Source organism: Pseudomonas frederiksbergensis, assembly GCF_900105495.1.
Classification (GTDB): Bacteria; Pseudomonadota; Gammaproteobacteria; order Pseudomonadales; family Pseudomonadaceae; genus Aquipseudomonas; species Aquipseudomonas frederiksbergensis.
In genome coordinates, this window is record NZ_FNTF01000002.1 from 4,595,668 (window position 1) to 4,618,863 (window position 23,196).

The window sequence follows — 23,196 nt, forward strand, 5'->3', positions numbered from 1 at the left end:
GTCCTATACAACCGTGACCGGGGTGGTTTCAATATTGTTCTTTACATAGATAGCCGGGTTCCACAAAGCTCTCACTGGCTGTTGTTCGCCCTGCCCGTTCGTGGCACGAACTTGCAAACCTACTTTGCCCTTTTCTCGAGGTATCCACTGCAGTGTCCATCCGCGAAATGAGTAATTGCCTAGGTTCTCACCCAATACAGCCAACTGCCAATTTCTGCCGCCATCTTCAGACACTTCAACTGACTGGATGCCGTGCCCACCATCAAATGCAAAGCCTTTCAAGGTAATGGGCACGTTAAGCTTCACCTTGGCGCCAGGCTGCAAACTGGTAATAAAGGATCGTACTTTCAGCTTGCCAATCGGACGGGTTTTGTCTGGTACCGTTCCTGGCGGTACGCATTGGCAATCATTGTCAGGAACACGGTAGGCTTTTTCCATAAAGTAGCCTTCGAAGGTATGGTCGATGACCTCAATTTCACTTAAGTGCTTGACCCAATAAGTACCGAAGTAGCCAGGAACAATCAGTTTAATGGGGTAGCCATTAAGAAAAGGGATATCGGTGCCGTTCATGGCCCAGGCAATCATCGGCTCATCGCTTAGCGCCAGATCGATACCCAGGGCCTTGATGAACTCTGGTGTTGTCGGCAATACCGGGTGGTCCAGACCGCGAAAGGTAACTTGTTTAGCCCCCGCCTGCACCCCAGCCTGCTCAAGCACTGCTTTTAACGGGATGCCCGTCCACCGCGCGTTACCTACCGAGCCGTTACCCAGCTGCGCACCAAATACCCGCGGCGATCCATAACCTCGGCTGTTACCGGAACACTGGTTGACAGCCACTACCTCGACGGTCTTTCCCAACGCCTTGAGTTCAGCGAGGCTCAAGCTGAGCGGTTTGTCCACTAGGCCTTTGATCTGTAGTTGATAGTTGTCCGCATCAATCGAGGTAGGAAGATTAGCAAGGTGATAGCGAACAAAAAAAGCGTCATTGGGCGTCAGTAGCGACTCGTTGAACACTGAAAACGGTGTTTCCAGATGCGGTGGACGAGCCGTGACACGCATCAGCGGTCTTTTCTGCGGATAAGCCACCAACTCTCGGGTTCCATTGGCAAAGTCCTGAGCCTCAGTTTCTGCCGCTCGACTATGCAACGGTTTAAATGCAAGCCCCGCAGCTACCAGACTTGCCCCCTGAAGAAAAACACGGCGCTTAATAGTGTTTCTGTTATCAATAGACATAAATTCTGCACTCTCAACACGAATAAGGATTGAAGATCAAACTCTTTACTTTATTTCCCAAGCGCTGCCACTGGCCCGCTCTACGCGTCCGTCGTTCGTCAGATAGTTAATACAATAGGCCAAGTTGGTCGCTGACCTCAGGCTCGCAAGCCTGAGGCAGCTATTGATGAATTGACTATTTAGCCAAAGAAGCGATGCATGGCGAGACGAAAAGATGTCCTCGATACGCACCAGCAATTGTCCTGGAAACCACGATCAACCACAGGACCGCCAACACCAACACCAAGCATCCGCCAAAAATATTGAAAAAGATGGAATGGAGAACAGCGCCTAACTTGAGAGTCGTGAGGGCATAGACGCCGATAGGAAAAGTGAACCCCCACCACCCCAGGTTAAAAGGAACACCCGTCTTAAAGTAACGGACCGTGATGAGGGTGGCCATTGCCATCCACCACAACCCCAGGCCCCAGAAAAGAATGCCGGAAATCAGGCCAATGCCTTGAGCAACCTCGCCAATCCCTTGCAATCCCTGCACCGAAAAGATCGCGGGAGCGTCGCTGCCTATGACCAGCATGCCCAACGCACCCGTACCGATAGGCCCCAGGGATAACCAGCTGGATGCAGCCATGCTTTCGTGGGGAAGTTTGTGCAACGCCATGCGCAACAGCAGGATGACCAGAATGCTCAGCGCGACAGGAACCGAATAGGCCCACAGTACATAGCTGGTAATCAACATAACGAATTGCGCGCCGGTATCGAGCAGGTGCGGAGCCAGCGCCCCACCACTTGCGGCCGCGACTTCCGCCGCGACAACTGGCAGCAACCAGACGGCCGTCATTTGATCGATGCTGTGCTCTTGACGGGTGAACATCATGTAAGGAATCAGCACACCGCAAGCGAGTGCCATGACCACATCTATCCACCATAGGGCCTCAGCCAACGGTATGACAGCTGAGCCCCAGCGAGGAGCGCCAAACACTAAAAGACCATTGATAATGGTCGCAAGCCCCATCGGAATAGTGCCGAAGAACATCGAGACCGTGGAGTGCCCGAAGATCTGCTTGGCCTCGTCAAAAAACATGATCCACCGAGCCATGTACAGGGCACTGAAGGTACAGAACAGAAGGATGTTGAACATCCAGAGCCCTTCGGCAATGGACCTCAAGCCAGGGATGGCTAGAGGAAACTGAGCCAGGGCCAAGGCAAGAATGCCGGTGCCCATGGTCGCTGCAAACCAGTTCGGCGTGAATAGGCGTATCGCATCGCGAGGTCGACTCAAATGGCTAAGGGGTTTGGCTCCCGCATTGATAGTTGCGAGATCTTTAAACGACATGACAATCTTCCTGATGTATGTGTGACTGAGCGTGCGCTCATTTTTTGGGTGAGTTGCTTATCGCAATTTCGCAGCTCGGCTAATAACAGCCTCTTCGGGCAACGCTCGACCTTTGAAGAGGCTGTATCTGGTATCAGAATGTTGGTCAGTGCGACTTCATCCCCGCCGCCTGCATGAACAGTCGGATCAGCATGGCAAACACACCCAGTGCCGCCACACTGCCCACATAAATCACCAGCATCCAGCCCAACTTCTGCCGCAGTAGTGGCTTATGCTCGGCCGGTTCAACAATTGTCTTACTGTCCATTGGAGCAGCCCTCCGCTAGTGGTAACCGTCTTCGTGGGTGACCTTGCCGCGGAACACGTAATAGCTCCAGAAGCTGTAACCCAAGATGAACGGGATAGTGAACAAGGTACCCAGCAGGAGAAAGCCCTGGCTTTGCGGTGGGGCAGCAGCCTCCCAAATTGAAATGGACGGTGGCACGATGTTCGGCCACAGACTGATGCCCAAACCGCTGTAGCCGAGGAATACCAGCAGTAGGGTCAGCAGGAACGGCGTGTAGTGTGCGTTACGCGCCACCGCCTTGAGCAGGCACCAGGTTGTGACCAGCACCAGGATCGGCACCGGCAGGAACCAGAACAGGTTCGGCAGGGTGAACCAGCGAGCGGCAATTTCGGGATGGGTCAGTGGCGTCCAGATACTGACGATAGCAATTACCGCCAGCAGCACGAGAACCAGCGGCCGAGCCAGGTTATGCATCAGTTCTTGCAACTTGCCTTCGGTTTTCATGATCAGCCAGGTACAACCCAGCAAGGCATACGCAACGATCAAGGCCACGCCACAGAACAGGCTGAAGGGTGTCAACCAGTCCAGCTCACCACCAGCGAACTGTCGATTGACCACCGGTATACCATCGATGAACGCCCCCAGCGCCACGCCCTGGAAGAATGTGGCGACCAGCGAACCACCGATAAAAGCTTTGTCCCAGATATGACGTTTATGTTCTTTGGCCTTGAAGCGGAACTCAAAGGCCACGCCCCGGAATATGAGCCCGAACAGCATCAGAATCAGCGGCAGATATAACGCCGACAACACCACCGAGTAAGCCAACGGGAAGGCACCGAGCAGCGCCGCACCACCCAGTACGAGCCAGGTCTCGTTACCATCCCAGATGGGGGCGACTGTGTTCATCATCACGTCACGATCGGTCTTGCCCGGAATGAACGGAAAGAGAATGCCAATCCCCAGGTCGAAGCCGTCCATGATCACGTACATCATGATGCCGAAAATGATGACCACGGCCCAAATCAATGGAAGATCAATACCCATCACTCAGTTCCCCTTCTTGTTCGGGCTAAGGCGGTGATCGCCTTCAACGGTGTCGTCGGTAGCGGAAAGACCAAGACCTGCGTGGCTGATTTCTGCGCCTTCGTTGGTCTTCGGACCCTTGCGCACCAGACGCATCATGTAGCCGAAACCGGTACCGAACAGCGCGAAATACACCACCACAAACAGCACCAGGGTAAGGCTCATCTGTGCCACGCTGTGGTTTGAGGAAGCATCGGCAGTACGCAACAGGCCATACACCACCCACGGTTGACGACCGATTTCAGTGGTGAGCCAACCGGCGAGAATCGCGATCAAACCGGACGGCCCCATGAACATCGCCAAGTACAGAAAGGGGCGGCACTGGTAAAGCGTTCCGCGTTTGCGTAACCACAAGCTCCACAATCCGGTGAAGAGCATCAACATGCCGAGGCCAGCCATGACCCGGAACGACCAGAACACAATGGTCGAGTTTGGGCGATCTTCAGGGGCAAACGATTTCAGTGCGGGAACCTGCTTCTCCAGGCTATGGGTCAATATCAGACTGCCCAGGTACGGAATTTCGACGGTGTATCCAGTCTTCTCGGCTTTCATGTCCGGCCAGCCGAACAGAATCAGCGGCGTCGGTTCGTTACCACGGTTTTGCCAATGACCTTCAATCGCAGCGATTTTTGCCGGCTGATGTTCCAGCGTATTCAAGCCGTGCATATCACCGACCATGATCTGAATGGGCATGACGATCAACGCCATCCACATGGCCATCGACAGCATGGTGCGGATCGCCGGGTTATCACGGCCGCGCAACAGATGCCAGGCAGCCGATGAACCGACAAAGAAGGCGGTGGCAACAAACGCAGCGATCGACATGTGTACGAGGCGGTACGGTAACGACGGGTTGAAAATGACCGCCAGCCAATCCGTCGGAATCACCTGCCCGTTAACGACTTCGAAGCCATTAGGGGTTTGCATCCAGCTATTGGACGCCAAAATCCAGAAGGTCGAAATCAGCGTTCCAAGAGACACCATTACGGTCGAGAAAAAATGCAGTCTGCGCCCGACGCGGCCCCAGCCGAACAACATTACGCCCAGAAAGCCCGCCTCAAGAAAGAAGGCTGTAAGCACCTCATAGGTAAGCAGAGTCCCGGTGACGGGACCGGCGAAGTCCGAAAAACGACTCCAGTTGGTACCGAACTGATAGGCCATCACAATGCCGGACACCACGCCCATGCCGAAGTTGACCGCAAAAATCTTCGACCAGAAGTGGTATAGATCACGGTAGGTGTCGTTACGAGTCTTGAGCCACAACCCCTCAAGAACGGCCAGGTAACCAGCCAAACCGACGGTGATAGCCGGGAACAGAATATGGAACGACACCGTAAATGCGAACTGCATTCGCGCCAAGTCTAATGCCTGTAGGTTAAACATAACTGCCCTCTTGTATGCAGATAAAGCATGACTGCGCCCGCACTTTTAAATAAGTGACTGCGCTCTACATTACCGATGTACTTTCTCTGCCGAGATGGCACGCAGAATCACGGAAGGTAAGCCGGCTCAAATCTTTTAAATCAGCAAAAGATCATTAACCAAACTTCAACCACCAGAACTGAATACAACACGCAAATCATTGGAGCACGGTGAGTCTTGACTTAAAGACTCCGCCCCGTGAATAAGTGTTAAACCACGCGAGACTGACGCCCCATAAAACCCCCACGTTCGATTTTTCCAAGAACGATAGGAATGGAGCTCAGCAAAGCCATTAAGAACAACTACGACCCGTATGATGCTCATACTTCTTATGCGTGATTACGCGTTATAGCAATCCTCCTGATGTGAAGGTGTGTAGTTTAAGTCATTTTCTTATCGGCTTTTTACCGTATTATCGGCAAGCCTTATCGATTTTACCGATAAGGCTTTTGACGCGGCAACTCTGTCGTGAACATGATGCTTAACGCAACATTTATCAGGGCGATGCTACAAGGTACAAACAGCTGTCGAGAATCATGACCCATGGGTGATCGAGGCTCGATTAACTCAGCAGTATGGCGAACGGAGTGCGTATATAAAATCGAGGCTAAATCGCTGACAAGGGTAAACGCCCGAGACTATTACAAAGTTCGGGACATTTTTTCTTTCGAGCACGCCGGTATTAGGGCTCTTTAACGGAGGGAAGAGGTGCAGTTTCTCGGAAAAAACGACCAACCTATTTCATTAATTAAAGCCTGGCGCTACAGGTAAACGATCTCCATCATCAGGGTTGCGTTATAACTGCCAACCGCAGGTAACTCCTGTGCGCCGAGTACCGGCTTGACCGAAAGCTTGAGATTGAGCGCTGTCGCCTCGACCAAGAACGTCAGTGGCTCGCCAAAGTTAAAATCCACTTCGCGGACAGTGCCTGTCACGTCGCTCAGACGGGTTTTCAATCCCAGTTTGTCCAACGTAGTACGCAACGTAGCGGCGTCGTAAGCGCCGTTGCCGGCAGTGAAGCGCAATTGCACCTTACTGCCTTGGGTACATTGGAAACCCAGGGCAACGTCTGTCCACTCGTTAAGCCCCATTTTCAATGAGTTGAGACTCACGCTGGGAAGATCAACGCTTTGCGTCGCCCCAAAGTTGGCGGTACAGGGTGGCTTGATAAGGCTGCCGCTGATGTCGAGACGGGTGGTATTGGCGGCTATGGTCTTGGTGGAGCAAAGCATGACCGCAGACAATAACGTCCCCCACAGCATCACTCTGACGACCATTGACATATCACAAGTACTCGATACTGATCATCGTCGAAGCACTGAAATCACCCTCGGTGAGCGCACCCGTCGCAACGAGCTTTGCCTTCATGCTCAAGTCTACGGTGCCGCTTTGCGCGGTCAGCGTACGTTTCGCCCCCGTGATATCAACTTCCGAACTGTCGCTGTCCAGCGTCAGCGTATACGCCAGATTGGCCTTGTTCGTTGCCGCCCGGGTGGTCGAGCCGGCCGTGGCGCTCGAGGCCTTGACGCTGACACTCAAGGAAGAGTTCGCCGGACAAGACAGCGTAATGGGCACAGGGATCACTGGCGCGGAGGAGACTTGGTCATAACGCAGGCTGCCGAAATTCACGCTCAACGTCTTGCTGCTGGTCACCGTGCAAGGCGGCCTGGTGAGAGTGCCAGATACATTAATGGTGACAGTATCGGTAATCGCGAGTGCAGACCGGCAGGTCAGCATCACGACAACGGCAGCGGTCAGCGACAGAGGCAATTTCATGATCAAGTTCCTTTGTAAGATCAGGGATAGACAATGTTCAGTGTGTACTGGCTGGAAAATTCCCCGACAGGGGAACTGCCAGCATTGAGTTGGGGCCGGAACCCAAGTTGGATGAGGTTTGTACCCGCGCTCATTGCAAGACTGCGTGGCGTGTTAAAAACAACGGCGGTGCGGCTGTCGACCCATGTGGCGGCCATGGATAAACCGCTAAGGGTGGTTGCGGATACACCAGGGGAGCCAGTGACCGCGTTTTGAGTAGGTACAAGCGTGACATTGACCTGCGTGGCTTTGGTGCAGCTCAAGCTAATTTCAGCCACCTGCTGCGACGAGGCGAAGTCGTTGCTCGTAAGCGCACCGAACCCAAGGGCAAGATGGGACGCTGAGCTGATGGAGCAAGTAGGTTGAACAACCGTGTAGGCGACATTCACCGCCCCGATGACGACTTTACCCGCGAAAGCCGTATCGATTCCATATAAGGTCACCCCCCCAAAATATAATCCTGGCGTGGTCCTAGTGGTTCCAGAGATGATGAAATCGTATGAAAAAGTATCACCGACTGCTAGGTAACCGTCACAATTGCCCGGTTCAAAGCAAGTAGTATTTGCTGGAGCACTCTCATAGGGCACGTCATAACCAGTTGCCGCTGCCACTACCGTTAAGTCTCGCCCCGTGTTGGACTGCCCATACTGGGCTTGGGTGTAGTATCCACCTACCGCAATGATTGAGTTGACTTTGCAAGTTCCTGCAAAGCGGGTCTGAAAAGGACTAAGTGGAATGACCTCTTTTAGACTCAAGGTCTTCTCGGTGTTGCTGCAAGTTAAACTAAGTTTCGGGTCAGCAGACAGAGCGTATTGGCTGACAAGGCTGAAAAAAACAATAAAAAAGCAGCACTGGAATTTTCTTATCCAGGTAAATTTCCCCATTGTCAGATCGTGCACAGGAACACCTCATTCGTTATCGTCAGCCGTTATTTTTTTGGAGGGGGGGTGCAAGTGACCTTAAACTGACCAATGCCCGTTGGCGGCAGGTTGTATTGTTTTAAGTCCAGGTTCTCGCTACACCAAAGTTTGTCGTTAACCTTGATGACCAGTCGGAACTTGTCTGGCACACCGGTCAGGAACACCCTGCCCTTGTCTGCAATCATCGCGTCGCTCAGCAAGTTGCCTTCAAGATCGAATACTTGGGCTTGTGCTGCAAACGGTGCGGGCGTGCCCTGCTGTGTGGTGACGCTGGCCAGAAGGCGACGACCGTTATGGGTCTGAAAATTAGCCAACACGAAAGCGCCGCGGTTAGGCGTGACTTCCTGGACCAGTCCAGGAATATCGACATCATCGGATAACGAGTCAGTGTTGAGCGACACTCGGTTATTACGATAAGGCTGGGCCGACGAAATAATCGTGTAGCCACTGCTGTTGGTCTTAACGCCGCTTCGGGTCAACACGCCGACATCGGCGGCACCGGGTGTGGCCACGATAATATTCGTTTCCCCCAGCGGCTGAGAAAACATCACAGTATCCCGCGTGGCGACGACAGCCCCTTCTACGCCATAGTCCAATTGCCGATTGTTTTTATCGCTGTTATACGAACCGTGCCAAATTCCATTGGCACCGTTGTAACGTGCGGCAACCGAACCTCCCACGACCCGTTCATCATTACTGACCTGCTGGTTGACGCCCAAGGTGTAGGACAGCGCATCGTCCTGGAACTTGGAGCCGCTGAAGGTGGCTGAACGAGTGGCTCCGCCGTTGGAATCCTGGTTGCTGCTGAAACCAATACGGCTGCTGCTGCCAGGCTGTCCCAGAGGAATACTCACGCTCAAGGACAGGCTGCGGGTGTCGTCACCGCTGCTGCTGTTCTGCGCCAACCCCAGATTGTAAGAGGCATAGCCCACGCTGAAGCTGTAACCCAGCTGCAACGACGTGTTGCTCTTGGCCATATTCCAGTAATCCGTCTTGGTCAGGCTGGCGAACATGCCACCGTAACCGCCCAATTGCTGCGATACGCTGGCAGTGAAGCTGCTTTTCATATGGCCTTGCAGGTACGGCGAAAATGCCCGGCTGCTGTCCAGGGCCTCATCGACATAGGGGGTTAACGAACGATTACTGCGCGCATTGACCGCCTCATTGAAGCTGTAATAACCGCTCGTGGAATAGCGATAGCCAATCAGGCTGAAGTTGGTATCTGTCAGGTCTAACGTTTTGGAATAGCGAAAACGATAGGACTGACCCGAAAGCGTTTTAGCCTCAACCCCCATGTCATCGCTCACCGCGTGGGTCACGTCGACGGAAATCGCACCGACGCCGGCAAAATCGTAAGCAAAACCCAATAGCGATGACTTGTATTGATCACTGACTATGGCGCCGCCAAACAGCGTCGTGCCGTCGCTCAATCCGCGGCGCAACGTGCCCAGCACAAAGGCTGGTTTTTCCTGACTGATCGCCCCATCAGCCGGTCGATACTGCCCTGCCGTCAACGAGTAGCTTTGCTGGCCTTCACGCATCATGTAGGGCACCGAAGAAAACGACTGGGTGTAGACCTGACGCTCGCCATTGGGGCCTTCGACACTCACCTCGATATCGCCGTTACTGGAGGTTGAATAAAGATCCTTTAACGCGAACGGACCGGAAGGCACCCATTGTTCACTGATCACGTAACCGCGCTGGCGTAACGTGACCAATGATCGACCGTTTGCCACGCCACGCACGACGGGCGCGAAGTTGCGCGAGTCTTCAGGCAGCATGTCCAGGTCCGACTCGATGCCGACACCGCGAAAGGAAATGGAGTCGAATAGTTCGCTATCGGTAGAGCTCTCGCCGATTGTGGCAATGGCCATCATGTCGCCCAGATCGCGCTGGGCATAGGTATCTACCGATTTCCAATTGCCCTCGACGTTGGTGCTTTTCTGCCAGGTCGAAAAATTACGCAAGCGCCAGGCACCGGTATTGATACCGCTGCGCAAACTACCGAACTGTGACTGACGATTGCCGTATGACGCTTCGTAATGGCTACCGGAAAAATTATAGTTGGAGAAGGCTACTTGCTCCCCGTCACTCCAGCTTTTGCGCCTGATTGCAAACGGAACGCTGCCGATGTACGCCTGCGGAATCTGCAGATCCAGATGCTGCTTATGAAAGTCGTAGCTATAGGTGATATCAGCCAAATCACTGTTGAAGTAGACACATTGGTCGGCACTGATATCGGCCTGGGCAAGCCGACTCGATTCAACCCCCAACGCTGCCAGGTCATCAACACTGAAACAGGGGAACAATCCCGTGGGAGTCGGTTTCTGATCCGCTGCTTCCTGAACGAATCGCAAGTCACGTTGCTCTACCTTCCGATTATCGACGGTCACATTGACACGGTACACGCCCGGCAATTGCCCCTTGCTCATGGTCTTGACTTGCTCGGCCACTTCGGTCGAAGTGTTACCTCCGCCAATTTCCAAAAATGAAGCATCGAAGCTGTAATCCGCGTAAACCACTGGGGTTGTCAGTCCTGAAGTAATCAGGGCAAAGCAACTCCAATACTTTGGTAGGCGCGCATAAGCACACATGCGCAAACGAGGCATGAGAGAGTCCTTTCTTTAAAATTTAGAACCTTAATGCTCAGTGAACTGTAACGGGGGCTGCCTTGACGGTGCTGCCGTATTCATTTATGTAACTCAGTACAATTGTATCGCCCGTTTTAAGTGCTTGTGCGGACTGCAGCGTACTAACTGGCTTAATGACCTCAGGCAAATCTTTGTTAATAGTGTTATTAACCAATACCTCACTCACCACCACATTAAAACCTGAGCGATTACGAACACTAAGTTTGCCATCATCAACGCTCCACTGCAGTTGATCAACAGCATCCTTCAGTGACCCCTTCAAGTTTTCCGGGCGATAAAAAAGCTTGATCGTTGTTTTCAATGCAATCTGCAGTACGTTCTGACTGTGCTGCTCGGCGCTCACCGCCGGGATAGCCTTGACGTTGACAAAGAACAGACTCTCCCTGTCGCCAGGCAAGTTCTGTACGTTGGTCGCGATTATTCGCAGAATGTTCTGACTTTTCGCATCGAGCCTGAACAGCGGCGGAGTAACAATAAACTCATCGGCACTGGTATCGCGATTATCATAAGGACTTATCCAAGACTGAACCAAATAAGGAGAATCATCATCGGTGTTGGCCAGAGAGAGATTCGCCTCTTTGTCTTTACCTTGATAAACCACGCGTGTGGTGCCCACGTTGACGCCCGCCTGAAGCTGGGGCAACCAAAAACACGCCGCCAGAGCCGTAAAGGCCGCAACTTTTAAGCGCATGATAAATAGTCCTCGGTTAACACCAGGGCTCGCTACTGAATTCGACCCCTGGCGTTAATATCATGATTACTTGTAGGTCACATCGAAACTGGCCAGTGCATTTACCTGGCCGGTGCCGATACCGCGAACACCAGGCTTACCATCAGCACCCTCTGTGTCTGCAACCAGGCGCACATAAGATGCGGTGAAATCAAAGGTATTGGACTGCGGGCGCAACACGTAATCCGTGCTGGCGGTGTTGAGTGGTAGTTTGGCTCCGGTGCGGGCATCGTTGATTTGAATACCGACCCCCGCTACCTGATTGGCACCGGTCATGCCCAGGATCGTTGGATCGGAAGACGATTGCTGTCCGCGGAAGGTGATCGCCGCATTTTTCAATGTGGCACTGCTGCAGTTTTCCAGCGAGATTGAAAACGGAACGGATCCAGCGGTGGCACCGACCGTGTTGGCGAAGTCCCCCACGCGGACCTGCCCCAAATCAACCGACTTCTTCACATTCTCGGTACTGATGGTACAAGCGTTGTCATTGATCGAACCCGTGAATTCAACTTGGCCGTCCGATGCTTGTGCACTGACGGCGGCCATCAGGATCAACAATGAGGAACCACACAGAGCGGTGCATTTACAGATATTCTTAACCATGAAAGTTACCCTTAGCTGTAGTAGATGTGCAATTTCATCATTTAACGTCCCTGTTCCACGGCTTGCCGTAGCAGGTGATTCAATAATGCACTGCAACATGCGCCTACCCCATAAGACGATTCTTAAACACCACTTATCTTCACGAATAAAAATGCGCGGCAAGGCCAAAACGCTGTTCACTCACTTACTACTGGTAGTCGCATGCGGTCATGCGCGCTCTCGTTTGATCCTTAAGAAAATCAGGCAATCCACTTTCGATCTCCGGTAAAACAGATGGTCAACCATCGTGTTGTGTCTGGCTTGCCAAGCTTGGCGGAAATCTGTTCCCTGAGTGCATCTAGCTTTCCCACATCCTGCAATTGATAATCCATCGGCAACACTACATGAATTTCGATAAACCGCGCACGTCCATGCTTCTGAACATACGAGACGTATTCGGAAAAACCCTGATTAGCTTTAACCTCGTCCATCACTCGGCGAACTTTTTCATCTAGCTGATCGGGGACGATCCCAAGTACATCGCGTAACGCTGGCCTTAAGATCTTAAGCGCCGGCGCGAGCATGCTCAGCCCCAACAGGATCAGGACAGATGGATCGACGTAAGCGGCCCATGCGCCATAGCCTTGCGACTTGAGCACCAACGCGGTGAGAAAGCTAACCAGCAAGCCGATCGAAAGCATTGCATCCACCAGCCAACTGATATTGTCGAACTGGATCAGCGAAGATTTCAACGTACGATTGCGATAGCGGACGTAGAAGAAATAGCCCAAACAGACGACGCTAAGTACTGCCGCAAAAGGGATCACGATGCTCAATTCGACCTCGCGCCCACCATTGACTATGCCGAACATACCGCTGAGGAAGGCGTAAATTGCAATCAATAACAGAAAGCTGCCTTCGATGAGCAGTACCATCGGCTCCAGGTGCCAGAAGCCAAACTGGAAGCGCTGGTTGCTTTCCTTGGCAATCAACTTGGCGGTGATCAGCATTAGAACTTTGATGAAGGTTGCGACCAACGAAAAAAACCCATCGAACAAAATCGATTGGGAGCCAGAAAAAAACCCCGTGATGATAGCGGCAATTGCCACAGCAAACATCAGAGCGGTCGATTGTTTGAGCATTGTCTGCTCAACACGGTTACTCACATAGCCTCCTACAACATAATTCAACTCGCCGCCTAGCACGGCTAATCTTGCGAAGCCTAGTCTACGCGACAGTCTTTACGCAATTTCGTGAAATATACTAGCAAATGTATATAAGAATCGTCCTATATACGAACACACAACCCTTGTCCCGGAAAGCTGCCATAGCACTGCAAAGAAAAAATTATTGATATTTAGGAATCGTCTTATGTTCCTATCGTTATAGCCGTGTGAGTCAGCTTGATCAACCAATGAAAATCGCCATATGAAAATACACAAAAGCCTTACCGAGCCAGACAGTCCTCTGCGGCTTATAAGTTTTTACGACACTAAACTAAAACGATGTGACCGCTACGCCAGCGAATAAAGACAAAGAGCGCCAGTTTTAGGAATCGCCTGATACCCGCTCAAATATCCTATCGATAGGGTATTCGGATGAAACTGAAGAACTACCTTTACCAGATCAATCCCCTCCTCTCTACGCCAAACGCCGCAAGACGTTTGTTGCGTATTTTTGGCGTGGTTTTGCTCGTCGGTATACTAAGCGGCGTCTACAGTTTCCTGCTGCTGACGTTCAACGCCGAAGTGTCGCGCAGACGCAGCCACATGAGCAGTGCGATTGCTGAAGCCCATACCTTTTTCACCACCCGCGAAGCGCTGCTCGAAAGCCTTAGCCTGTCGGCGATTCGCAAGCCCGATGGCGTAAAGCCGCAAGTATCACCGGAAGAAATCCATTTACTGCTGGGCAATACGCGCGGCAAGCAATGGAGCATTTGGCTGAGCGAGCGGATTCGGCAATATCTGACGAGCAAGCAGGTCAACTTGCTGTACGTCAGCAGTGGCAACAATCTTCAGGTGAAAAGGCTTTATACGGCAACACCGACCGTGGCCGATTTTCCCCAGGCAATGCTCGAACGCTTGCAAGCGTTGAAAGGTGAGAATTCCAGTGCGATGGACGAGTTATGGCTGACCAATCAATCGTCCAGCCATTCTCAGTTATACATATTCATTCGCCTTGATGCGCACGACCTCGATTCCGGGTGGTTGGGACTAGAGATGGACGGTCGCGAAGTATCCCATGCGTTGGATGATCAAAGCGCCGGGCAGTTCATGATGTTCAACCCCGACGGCATGCTGCTGTTCAGCAACAGCCAACCTGCACAGATCTGTAAAAATCTCATGCAAATGCAGCGTCAGAATTTCTTTGGCTTTGTTGGAAAAAATTTTCTGCCCGATAATCTGGTGATGCGCAAACAATTGAAGTCATCCGACTGGCAATTGGTCTACTCCATCGATTTGCGGGATGTGCTCATTGCTCTATGGCCACGACTTGGCGGCGCCCTACTGTTCTGCCTGTTCAGCATCAGCCTGGTGTGGATTGTGATTCGACGCCTCGAATACCGGTTTATCACGCCCACCATCAGTCGGATCCAGGCGCTGGTCGAAAGCGAACTATTCAGCAGCGACGTGATTCAGACCGCACCCGTTGCGCTGTGTGTGCTGAGGCGCGCCAACGGCCAGGTGGTGCTGGAAAACACCTTGTCACAGCAATGGCTGGGCCAGAGTGGTGAGCGTGAACGGCTCAGTCCGCGCTGGATCTACCAGGCATTCGATGAGATGAACCCGCAAGTCACTGACTACTTCGAAGCCGCCGACGGTCGTCACCTGTACCTGAGTTGCGCGCCCACCCGTTACAAGGGCGAAGACGTGTTGCTCTGCGCCTTCAGTGACATCAGCACCCGCACTCAGATTGAAGATGCGCTGGATCAGGCGCGGCAACTGGCCGATGCAGCGAACGAAGCAAAAACCCTGTTCCTGGCCACCATGAGCCATGAAATCCGCACGCCTTTATATGGCGTGTTGGGCACCTTGGAATTGCTGGCCCGAACCGAACTGGATGCGCAACAAACCAACTATCTGCGCACCATCGAAGGATCATCTGCGACGCTGTTGCAATTGATCAGCGACGTACTCGATGTATCGAAAATCGAAGCAGGGCAACTGGCACTCGAACTCACAGAGTTCAGCGTACTCGAACTGATTCACGAAGTGATCCAGGGATACTCAGCAGCAGCCCACGGCAAGGGCCTTGATCTATACGCGGTGATTGATCCGAAATTGCCGGAACGGATGATCGGCGATGTGTCGCGCATCCGCCAAATTCTCTACAACCTGCTGAGCAACGCCGTCAAATTCACCGACGCAGGCCATATCGTCCTGCGCGTGAGTTTGATTGGCCGCGACGGCGAGCGCGCCAACTTGTTCTGGCAAGTCTCGGACACTGGAAAAGGCATCACCCAGGAGGACCAGACACGAATTTTTGAACCCTTCTACCAAACTCGCGGCCACGCCAACGTGATCGCCGGTACTGGCCTCGGTCTGCCCATTTGCCAGCGCCTCACTCACTTGATGAATGGCAGTATCCGCGTGGTCAGCGAACCCGGACTGGGTAGCAGTTTTTCGCTGACTCTCTCTCTGGAACAGCCCTCAAGCCCCGCGTTGAATGACAGTTTCACGCCGTTGTTGCCAAAAGTGGTGTTTGTGCTTTCACCCGTTCGCGAACTCGCGGAAGCCATGAGCGGCTGGTTACGTCGATGGGGCGCACGCCCGCAACTCGAGCGCCCTTCGCGCGGCACCGATACGCCAGACAGCGTGCTGCTTGAGCTGCATCCCGGTTGCTACGAAGCGCGCCTGGCCCCTGAATGGACGGGGCCGCTGGTGATGGCCACCGGCGAGGGCTACAAAGAACCCCAAGCAGGTTCCGGCGGCTGGGTCGTCAACATCAACTATCTGGAGGCCATTCATCAGGCTGTCAGCCGGGCCCAAGGGCTTTCGGCAATCAAACTGGAAAATGACAACCTGCAATGGCAGCTGAAAAAGTTGCATTTGCACATACTGGTGGCTGAAGACAACGTCATCAACCGGTTGATCCTGCATGACCAATTGCAGGAACTAGGGTGTACGGCAGAACTTGCCGGCAATGGTGAGGAGGCACTGACGATGTGGCGCAGAGGTCGCTTCGACATGATTCTGAGCGACGTCAACATGCCGCGCAAAAATGGCTACGAACTGGCGCGAGAGTTGCGCCGTATGGGTTGCAACGTACCGATCATCGGCGCAACCGCCAACGCCATGCGCGGCGAAGAAGCCCTGTGTCTGGCTGCTGGAATGAACCATTGCCTGGTCAAACCTTTCACGTTGCAGGCCTTGCACAACCAACTGGCGCCTTACGAAAGAACTTCTAATGAAACCACTTAGTATCCTGATCGTTGAAGATCACCCTTTCCAGCAACTGTATTTACGGAATCTGTTCAGCGAGCTGGGAGACTTTGATCTTAAGTTCGCTCAAGAAGGCAGCGTAGCGCTGGACTTCCTGAAAAGGCACGACTTCGATCTGGTGCTGACTGATTTGCTGATGCCGGGGATGGACGGCGTCCAGTTCATTCAGGGTTTGGCAGCATCAGGTTCAAGGCCCGCGCTGGCGATCATGAGCGTCGCCTCCCGACGCATGCTGACCAGCGCCAGCCTCGCCGCGCGCAATCTAGGCGTCAGCGTCATCGGCCTTATTTCCAAACCGGTCAAGAGCGGTGCACTACGTAAGCTAACCGAGCAGTTGAGAAAAATGCATCAAGCCACCCAGCCTCCGCCCGGACCGGAAATTGATCACCTGGCGATACTCGCGGGTCTGGACAACGGTGAATTGCAAGCCTGGTTCCAGCCAAAAAAGTCGCTGGTCAACGGCCGTATCGTCGCAGCAGAGGCGCTGGTGCGCTGGATCCATCCTGAGCATGGCGTGCTGTTGCCGGGTATGTTTCTGCCCGCCTTCAAGGCGTTTGGCCTGGAGGAAAGCCTGCTCTGGTGTATTCTCGAGCAAGCGATGAAGGCGCAGAAACTATGGGACGTTCAAGGCTACGCGATTCCCGTGTCAATCAACTTGCCCACCCACTTGCTTAACAGTCCGGACCTGCCGGACCGGATTCTGCAATTTGTCCTCAAACACCATGGCGTCCCGGCGATGATCTGTTTCGAGCTGATGGAGTGTTCGATGCCAGACGACATCAGCAACTTCTACGCCGGTGCGTGCCGATTGCGCATGAAGGGATTCGGGCTTTCGCAGGATGATTTCGGTCAGGGCTACAGTTCGTACATGAATCTGGTGTCAACGCCGTTCACCGAACTGAAGATTGACCGGGCACTGGTGCACGGCTGCGGCGAAAATGAAGAGTTGACTCTGGCCCTGACCAGCATCGTCGCACTTGGACGTCAGTTGGGTCTCACAGTGGTGGCCGAAGGCGTGGAAACAGCACAGGAGCTGGCACTATTGCGTAGAATCAACTGCACTCAGGTTCAGGGGTTTCTCATTTCCCATGCGGTGTCATCATCCGAATTTCAGCAACTGCTGACCCAGGACGGCCCGGCTGTGGCGGATTGAATCCCTGGCGCACAGATTTTGTTTCATCAGAGGTAGCGGTGTCCAAGGCTTATACAAGCGTCTCCAACAGGCTGGTCCAATGACTCATCCCAATGTGCTACTGCACAAACTGGCCAGTAGCTCGCTGCGCATGAATAAAGGTGTCGTGATGCTGTGCGGTCTGGCATCAGTGTTGGTTGGTCTCAGCGTCTGGGGCCTGAATCGTATGGTCGCCGAACAGCGTGATGCGGTGCATTATCACTTCGCCCGACTGATGGAGAACATTGGCGAACAAGACACTTTCCTCAGCGCTATCGCCAAGCAGAGTGCCAAGGGACTCACGCTGAATACGCAGCGGATGAGCATGTCTGTTCAAGAACCTATGCCCGAGCATGGCAGCGGGATTTACCGGGCTCAAGAGCTATCTTTTTCCCTACCCTTCAGCGTCAAGATCAACCCGGCAGCGATTGAAACGGCAGAGCGCGCCAAGGTCTTCGCGCTGGGCGCGCACCTGGCCAGTTACTACAGCGCATTCTGGTCGGCCTCGCACTTTCAGTCGCCCCAGGTATTTCTATTCAACGTCCCGGACAACTTTGATATCGCCGTGCCCGCCGCCGGGCAATTACGCGGCGCCGGGCAGATCCAGGGGGTCAGCTTCCAGCAAGTACTGACGCACGTATTGCAGCGCCTGCAAGAGAAAAATCCGCAACCATTGGACAGCCGGGTTCACTGGGTTCGCTATGGCGCTGAAGTGGATAAAGACGTCGCTCCGAGGGTACTGGCTTACATCAATGTCGACCTGCCGGCAAGCCAACTGGACATTGACGGTGCCAGTCCGTGGGTAGTCGTGGCATCGCTGTTGAACCTGAGCCAGATCAACGATATCGAGCGCATCATGAAATGGTCGATCTACGACCGCTTCACACTCACCGCGCCCAACGGCAATCTGTTGGTCGGCACCGAGCCGCCCGACCGGACGTTGAGCGAAGGGCTGAATGTTCGCCTCGACGGTTTGGTGTTCAAGATTTCCAATGAAGGCCCGCAACGCTGGGCAGCGGTTTACGTAGTCGGCTTCAAGAGCTTTATCGATTACGCATGGTGGCCACTGCTCGGCGTTTTGACGTTAATGATTGCCACTGTTGGTGGTGGCCGGGCCTTCAACCGGTGGTACAAAACCCGCGTGGTGCTGCCCGCGCATCAAGCGCATCAGAGCATTGCCGAAAGCGAGGCATTCAGCCGCGCGGTGATCGACGCTGCGCCCACCGGGCTGTGTGTGGTGCATTGCAGTGATCATCAAATATTGCTGGAAAACCAGCGTATTCAGGAGTGGCATCAAAGCGACCGACTGATCGCGGTCCTCAACCAGAAACACCCGCTGACCAGCCCCGGGCAGACCGACCTCGAAATCGATGGGCGCCATCTGCACGCGGGGGTGGTGGGCGCTCGCTACCATGGCGAGGATGTCTGGATCTGCGCATTCCATGACGTGACCCGGCATATAAATGATGCCGCGGCACTGGAGCAGGCATTGCGTGCGGCCGATTCGGCGAACGAGGCGAAAACGCGCTTTCTGGCGACCATGAGTCATGAAATCCGCACGCCGTTGTACGGCGTTCTAGGCACGCTCGAACTGTTGGGCCTGACCGATCTCAAGCCGCGTCAACAGGAATACTTGCGCACCATTCATCGTTCGTCGGCCACCCTGTTTCAGCTGATCAGCGACGTACTCGATGTATCGAAAATCGAATCCGGGCAGATGACCATTGAAGCTCAGGACTTCTGCCCGCTGGAGCTTACCGAAGATACTTTGCGCGCCTACAGTGCGTTCGCCGAGGCCAAAGGCCTGCAGCTTTATGCCTGCATTGATTCGTCGGTCCCGGACCGGGTGCAAGGCGATCCGCTGCGCATCCGGCAGATTCTCAATAATCTGCTGAGCAATGCGATCAAGTTCACCGACAACGGCCGCGTGGTATTGCGACTACGGCTGCTTGATCAAAACGCCGGTGGCGCCAACCTGCAATGGCAGGTCAGCGACTCCGGAATCGGCATTTCCCAAGCGCAGCAAACGCAGCTGTTCGATCCGTTCTATCAAGTGCGCGATGCGTCCAGCGAAGCCGGCGCCGGCCTCGGTCTGGCGATTTGCTGGTGGCTGTGTGAACTGATGGCCGGACAATTGAAAGTGGTCAGCGAACCCGGACTGGGTAGTAGTTTCTCTCTGCATTTGCATGTGGCTTGCGCAGAAGGCCAATTGAGCGACTGCCCTGAGTTCGCGCCTGATGCGCCGCCGATTTACGTACAGGCACCGGCGCCCGAACTGGCACAGCATGTCTGCAAATGGTTCAACCGACTGGGCCAGGAAACCCGCATCCTCGGGCCGGACGCAAAACACTTGCCGGGCTCTTCAGCGCTGCTGCTGGATGTGCTGCCGTCCTCGAAACTTGCCTGGGCCGGCCCGCGCGTCATCGCCACGACCGCGGGAGCAAACCCGGCGGAATACACGGCCGAGGGTTGGTCGGTCGATGCGCATGACATCCGGGCGATGGCTTGGGCGGTCAGTTTCGCGCAACAAGGTGCGGATAAACGAAGCCGAACGGCGCTCACGGAGCAGGTCCGACGCCTGGATCTGAACATTCTGATTGCCGAAGACAACCCGATCAATCGGGCAATCATCAAAGAGCAACTTGAGGCGCTGGGCTGCACAGTGGTCGCCACGGCCAACGGCGAACAAGCCCTGAACCAATGGCTGCCAGGCTTGTTCGACATGGTGCTGACCGACGTCAACATGCCCGTCATGAATGGCTATGAATTGGCCAGGGCGCTGCGCAGGAACGATGCTGATTTGCCGATCATCGGCGTCACGGCCAATGCCCTGCGCGATGAAGGCGAACATTGTGCGGCGGTGGGCATGAACGCTTGGCTCGTCAAGCCATTGAACCTGCACATGCTGCGCACGCAATTGCTCAAACATTGCAAAGTTGCCGATCCATTACCTGCTGTTGATCCCGGCCAGCGTGCACCTGATGTTCCTCGCACTGATCAGCCGCAGTTTTCGCCGAAAATGCGTGCGTTGTTCTTCAGCACCATGCAACAGGACATTGGCAAGGTCACGGCCTCACTTCAAGACAACGACGCGGCTGCACTTGGTCGCCATCTGCACAGCATGGCCGGAGCTTTGGGCGCCGTGCGGGCCGACAGTTTGGCGGACGAGTGCGTCAGCCTCGAGAGTCGCCTGGATGGTCGGCCTCTTACTCCGGCTTTGGCCACCGAGATCGGCGCTATGCTGGGGCGACTGGCAGCAATGCTCGACGCGCTGGCGTAATCCGTATGCATTCAACAATAAATCAGGGAAAGCCGAACATGGCAAAACTCAACGTCGTGATCGCCGATGATCACCCCATCGTGTTATTGGGTGTACGTGAGCTGATAGAGCGCGATGAACGCTTTAGCGTCGTGGGTGAAGCGATGTGCTCGAACGAGCTGATCGAGTTGCTCAAGCGTCAATCCGTTGATCTTGTGATCACTGACTTCAACATGCCCGCTGATTCACCTTATGGAGATGGCCTGAAGCTGGTGGAATACCTGCTCAGGCATTTTGCCGATGTGAAAGTCCTGGTCCTGACCATGATCTCCAGCCCGTTGATCCTGACGCGACTACATGAATTGGGCGTCGTTGGGGTCATTCAGAAAAGCCAGTTGCATGACGAGATTCAATTGGCATTGATGGCCGTGGCGCAAGGTCGTTCGTTCAACAGCGCCAAGCCGGCGCCGACGTGTGTGAAGGAGCCCAATGTAGCGCTGGATGAAAGGCTCTCTCGGCTGTCGCCCAAGGAGTTCGAAATATTGCGCATGTTTGTCGCCGGGCAGAGCGTAACCACAATTGCCCGCAACCTTTCCCGAAGTGCAAAAACCATCAGCACGCAAAAGATTGCGGCCATGCGCAAGCTGGATGTTGCGAGTGATCAGGATCTGCTGACGTATTGCCTGGAAAACAACGTGTTTAGCTGAGGCTGATTTATCAGCCGAATTCAATCAAAAAAAGCGTTCACCTGGATAAGCGTGAACGCCGACATCGGACTATCAGATCGCAATCAATCTATTCAAACAGTCGCTTTCTTCGCAGCGCTTTCGTAACCGAGTAAGGCGACGTCACGCCGTTGCGCCCGTTCGTAGGTCTGCTCTCGCTTGAGCATCTGGTATTTGGGCACCTCCGACCAATTCCTCATTGCCTTGCTGGACAGCCAGGCGATTGTGCAGGCAAAGACAATCAACGTCATGGTGATGACCATAAAAGCGAACATGGGTTATTCCTGAGCAGAAGGTTGATAAAGAGAACGCAAGTAACGCACCAGACTGTGGCGTTGTTGATCGGTCAAGACTTCCTCCCATGGTGGCATGGCGGTGCCGGGGATGCCGTTGCGCAGGACCATTTCCAGATAGTCAGGGTTGCCTTGCTTGAGCTGAAAGTTAGCCGGGCGCGGAGCCAGGCTGCGAGCTGCCGGGCCATCGCCCTGCCCAGTTGCGCCGTGACAGCTGCTGCAGTTTTTCTCGAAGAGTGTGGCGGTCTGCACAGCGCTTTCGCCGATAGCGGTCTCTGGTAAGGCTTGCGAGGTGTGCAGGCTCTGAACGTACACCGTCAACGCGGCAAGCGTTGAGTTGTCGAGATCGCGCCACGCCGGCATGGAGCTGCCATAGCGACCATTCCACAGTGCATCTGCTATGCGCCCCGAGGTGAAGCTGGCGGCGCGCAAATCTGCCGGTCGCGGGAGAAGCGATGCGGCTCCTGGTCCGTCACCGGCCCCCGTCACACCGTGACACGCCGTACAATTTTGCTCGAAGGCGGTTTTCCCGGCGGCCAAAGCGACCGAGTAATCTTCCGGATTGTCTGGCAGAGAGAATTGCGGCACCGCTGCGTCTAGCCGCGCTTGTGCCGAGATCGCCTGGCGCCGCGCCGCCAGCGTGGATGTGTCCATGCTGTCGGCATGTCCCGCGGCCATTGGCGAAGACGCTGGCGCCGTTTCATCGTGGTAACCGGAGACAATCCGTGGCCGCCCCAACGCTTGTAGATAAGCCACCAGACTCACCGCATCGGCTGTGGGTTTTGCAGCATCACCGTCAAACAACCACGGATACCCTGGCATCACCGAGTCGCCTACGACGAAGCGCGGGTTGAACAAGTGGGTAAGCTGCCAATCGTTACTGCGCACACCCGACTCGCGCGCCAGATCCGGGCCGATACGCCGCGTGCCCCACAGCTGCGGATAATCAAAACGGGTTTCCCAGGCCTGCGTTGGCGCGCCCCAACGGGCAACGTCCTCAGCAACAAAACGGACCTGTTGAGTATGGCAATAACCGCAACCCTCACGGCCATATACAGTTCTACCCCGCTCTTCCTGTGCCGTGTAATCGGCCATGTCAGCGGGTACGCGCGCGTCAATTTCCTTTTGCAGTTCCTGACCGGGCAAGATCCCCAGCAAGTAGAACGACAACGCAAAAAAACCAATGCCGGCAACAAAAATGACCAGGTAAACGCTGTTGAAAACACGGTGTCTATTAGCCGTTTTCATGGA

The 23,196-nt window shown here is 54.3% G+C and carries 18 protein-coding genes; 4 read left to right on the top strand and 14 right to left on the bottom strand.

The genetic code is table 11. The features are described from left to right. Nucleotides 1–3: 3 nt before the first annotated feature. The 12 genes from sorA to BLW70_RS21615 form a co-directional block, all read right to left on the bottom strand. Nucleotides 4–1,233 carry a SorA family sulfite dehydrogenase catalytic subunit gene (gene sorA, locus BLW70_RS21560; RefSeq protein WP_074877393.1) on the bottom strand — a complete coding sequence of 410 codons (1,230 nt, stop codon included), beginning with the start codon at nucleotides 1,231–1,233 and terminating at the stop codon, nucleotides 4–6. Nucleotides 1,234–1,408: 175 nt separating this feature from the next. Then, the gene (locus BLW70_RS21565) at nucleotides 1,409–2,566 is read right to left on the bottom strand and encodes a TDT family transporter (protein WP_074877395.1); all 1,158 of its coding nucleotides are present in this window, start codon (nucleotides 2,564–2,566) and stop codon (nucleotides 1,409–1,411) included. 145 nt (nucleotides 2,567–2,711) lie between these two features. Beyond that, nucleotides 2,712–2,873, bottom strand: coding sequence for a DUF2474 domain-containing protein (locus BLW70_RS21570; protein WP_008041684.1), 162 nt, complete (start codon nucleotides 2,871–2,873; stop codon nucleotides 2,712–2,714). 15 nt (nucleotides 2,874–2,888) lie between these two features. Further along, on the bottom strand, nucleotides 2,889–3,896 hold the full coding sequence (gene cydB / locus BLW70_RS21575) for a cytochrome d ubiquinol oxidase subunit II (RefSeq protein WP_074877397.1): 1,008 nt from the start codon (nucleotides 3,894–3,896) through the stop codon (nucleotides 2,889–2,891). A 3-nt stretch (nucleotides 3,897–3,899) separates the two neighbouring features. After that, nucleotides 3,900–5,318 carry a cytochrome ubiquinol oxidase subunit I gene (locus tag BLW70_RS21580; RefSeq protein WP_074877399.1) on the bottom strand — a complete coding sequence of 473 codons (1,419 nt, stop codon included), beginning with the start codon at nucleotides 5,316–5,318 and terminating at the stop codon, nucleotides 3,900–3,902. Nucleotides 5,319–6,118: 800 nt separating this feature from the next. After that, nucleotides 6,119–6,640, bottom strand: coding sequence for a fimbrial protein (locus tag BLW70_RS21585; protein ID WP_074877401.1), 522 nt, complete (start codon nucleotides 6,638–6,640; stop codon nucleotides 6,119–6,121). 1 nt (nucleotide 6,641) lies between these two features. Then, nucleotides 6,642–7,133: a fimbrial protein gene (locus BLW70_RS21590; RefSeq protein WP_074877402.1), complete on the bottom strand. Its 492-nt coding sequence runs from the start codon at nucleotides 7,131–7,133 to the stop codon at nucleotides 6,642–6,644. Nucleotides 7,134–7,153: 20 nt separating this feature from the next. Next, nucleotides 7,154–8,071 (bottom strand): spore coat protein U domain-containing protein, encoded by a 918-nt coding sequence (locus BLW70_RS21595; RefSeq protein WP_074877404.1) that lies wholly within the window; start codon nucleotides 8,069–8,071, stop codon nucleotides 7,154–7,156. 29 nt (nucleotides 8,072–8,100) lie between these two features. Continuing rightward, complete coding sequence (locus BLW70_RS21600) at nucleotides 8,101–10,701, bottom strand: fimbria/pilus outer membrane usher protein (RefSeq protein WP_074877406.1); 2,601 nt, start codon at nucleotides 10,699–10,701, stop codon at nucleotides 8,101–8,103. Nucleotides 10,702–10,738: 37 nt separating this feature from the next. Continuing rightward, entirely contained in the window at nucleotides 10,739–11,434 is a 696-nt protein-coding gene (locus BLW70_RS21605) for a fimbrial biogenesis chaperone (RefSeq protein WP_074877408.1), read from the bottom strand. A gap of 66 nt (nucleotides 11,435–11,500) precedes the next feature. Continuing rightward, nucleotides 11,501–12,076 (bottom strand): fimbrial protein, encoded by a 576-nt coding sequence (locus BLW70_RS21610; RefSeq protein WP_008041702.1) that lies wholly within the window; start codon nucleotides 12,074–12,076, stop codon nucleotides 11,501–11,503. Nucleotides 12,077–12,315: 239 nt separating this feature from the next. Next, nucleotides 12,316–13,221, bottom strand: coding sequence for a cation diffusion facilitator family transporter (locus BLW70_RS21615; protein WP_074877410.1), 906 nt, complete (start codon nucleotides 13,219–13,221; stop codon nucleotides 12,316–12,318). Between the two features lie 432 nt (nucleotides 13,222–13,653). Between BLW70_RS21615 and BLW70_RS21620 the strand changes: the two genes are divergently transcribed. The 4 genes from BLW70_RS21620 to BLW70_RS21635 all read left to right on the top strand — a co-directional run bounded on the left by BLW70_RS21620 (nucleotide 13,654) and on the right by BLW70_RS21635 (nucleotide 21,634). Further along, on the top strand, nucleotides 13,654–16,476 hold the full coding sequence (locus tag BLW70_RS21620; protein WP_074877412.1) for an ATP-binding protein: 2,823 nt from the start codon (nucleotides 13,654–13,656) through the stop codon (nucleotides 16,474–16,476). Next, the gene (gene pvrR, locus BLW70_RS21625) at nucleotides 16,463–17,650 is read left to right on the top strand and encodes a response regulator cyclic di-GMP phosphodiesterase PvrR (protein WP_074877414.1); all 1,188 of its coding nucleotides are present in this window, start codon (nucleotides 16,463–16,465) and stop codon (nucleotides 17,648–17,650) included. The genes BLW70_RS21620 and pvrR overlap by 14 nt, the downstream gene beginning before the upstream one ends. Before the next feature lie 79 nt (nucleotides 17,651–17,729). Next, complete coding sequence (locus BLW70_RS21630; RefSeq protein ID WP_074877416.1) at nucleotides 17,730–20,948, top strand: hybrid sensor histidine kinase/response regulator; 3,219 nt, start codon at nucleotides 17,730–17,732, stop codon at nucleotides 20,946–20,948. Nucleotides 20,949–20,986: 38 nt separating this feature from the next. After that, on the top strand, nucleotides 20,987–21,634 hold the full coding sequence (locus BLW70_RS21635) for a response regulator (RefSeq protein ID WP_074877417.1): 648 nt from the start codon (nucleotides 20,987–20,989) through the stop codon (nucleotides 21,632–21,634). A gap of 92 nt (nucleotides 21,635–21,726) precedes the next feature. Here the strand turns inward: BLW70_RS21635 and BLW70_RS21640 are convergent, their stop codons facing one another. Beyond that, nucleotides 21,727–21,927 (bottom strand): hypothetical protein, encoded by a 201-nt coding sequence (locus BLW70_RS21640; protein WP_074877419.1) that lies wholly within the window; start codon nucleotides 21,925–21,927, stop codon nucleotides 21,727–21,729. A gap of 3 nt (nucleotides 21,928–21,930) precedes the next feature. Continuing rightward, nucleotides 21,931–23,193 carry a cbb3-type cytochrome c oxidase subunit II gene (locus BLW70_RS21645; RefSeq protein WP_074877421.1) on the bottom strand — a complete coding sequence of 421 codons (1,263 nt, stop codon included), beginning with the start codon at nucleotides 23,191–23,193 and terminating at the stop codon, nucleotides 21,931–21,933. Nucleotides 23,194–23,196 lie beyond the last annotated feature (3 nt).

Bases quoted from the DNA above. Each gene is read 5' to 3' on its own strand.
- BLW70_RS21565 (WP_074877395.1), bottom strand. From the start codon at position 2,566: ATGTCGTTTAAAGATCTCGCAACTATCAATGCGGGAGCCAAACCCCTT.
- BLW70_RS21585 (WP_074877401.1), bottom strand. From the start codon at position 6,640: ATGTCAATGGTCGTCAGAGTGATGCTGTGGGGGACGTTATTGTCTGCG.
- sorA (WP_074877393.1), bottom strand. From the start codon at position 1,233: ATGTCTATTGATAACAGAAACACTATTAAGCGCCGTGTTTTTCTTCAG.
- BLW70_RS21630 (WP_074877416.1), top strand. From the start codon at position 17,730: ATGACTCATCCCAATGTGCTACTGCACAAACTGGCCAGTAGCTCGCTG.
- BLW70_RS21605 (WP_074877408.1), bottom strand. From the start codon at position 11,434: ATGCGCTTAAAAGTTGCGGCCTTTACGGCTCTGGCGGCGTGTTTTTGG.
- BLW70_RS21640 (WP_074877419.1), bottom strand. From the start codon at position 21,927: ATGTTCGCTTTTATGGTCATCACCATGACGTTGATTGTCTTTGCCTGC.
- BLW70_RS21590 (WP_074877402.1), bottom strand. From the start codon at position 7,133: ATGAAATTGCCTCTGTCGCTGACCGCTGCCGTTGTCGTGATGCTGACC.
- BLW70_RS21635 (WP_074877417.1), top strand. From the start codon at position 20,987: ATGGCAAAACTCAACGTCGTGATCGCCGATGATCACCCCATCGTGTTA.
- cydB (WP_074877397.1), bottom strand. From the start codon at position 3,896: ATGGGTATTGATCTTCCATTGATTTGGGCCGTGGTCATCATTTTCGGC.
- BLW70_RS21580 (WP_074877399.1), bottom strand. From the start codon at position 5,318: ATGTTTAACCTACAGGCATTAGACTTGGCGCGAATGCAGTTCGCATTT.
- BLW70_RS21610 (WP_008041702.1), bottom strand. From the start codon at position 12,076: ATGGTTAAGAATATCTGTAAATGCACCGCTCTGTGTGGTTCCTCATTG.
- pvrR (WP_074877414.1), top strand. From the start codon at position 16,463: ATGAAACCACTTAGTATCCTGATCGTTGAAGATCACCCTTTCCAGCAA.
- BLW70_RS21600 (WP_074877406.1), bottom strand. From the start codon at position 10,701: ATGCCTCGTTTGCGCATGTGTGCTTATGCGCGCCTACCAAAGTATTGG.
- BLW70_RS21570 (WP_008041684.1), bottom strand. From the start codon at position 2,873: ATGGACAGTAAGACAATTGTTGAACCGGCCGAGCATAAGCCACTACTG.
- BLW70_RS21620 (WP_074877412.1), top strand. From the start codon at position 13,654: ATGAAACTGAAGAACTACCTTTACCAGATCAATCCCCTCCTCTCTACG.
- BLW70_RS21645 (WP_074877421.1), bottom strand. From the start codon at position 23,193: ATGAAAACGGCTAATAGACACCGTGTTTTCAACAGCGTTTACCTGGTC.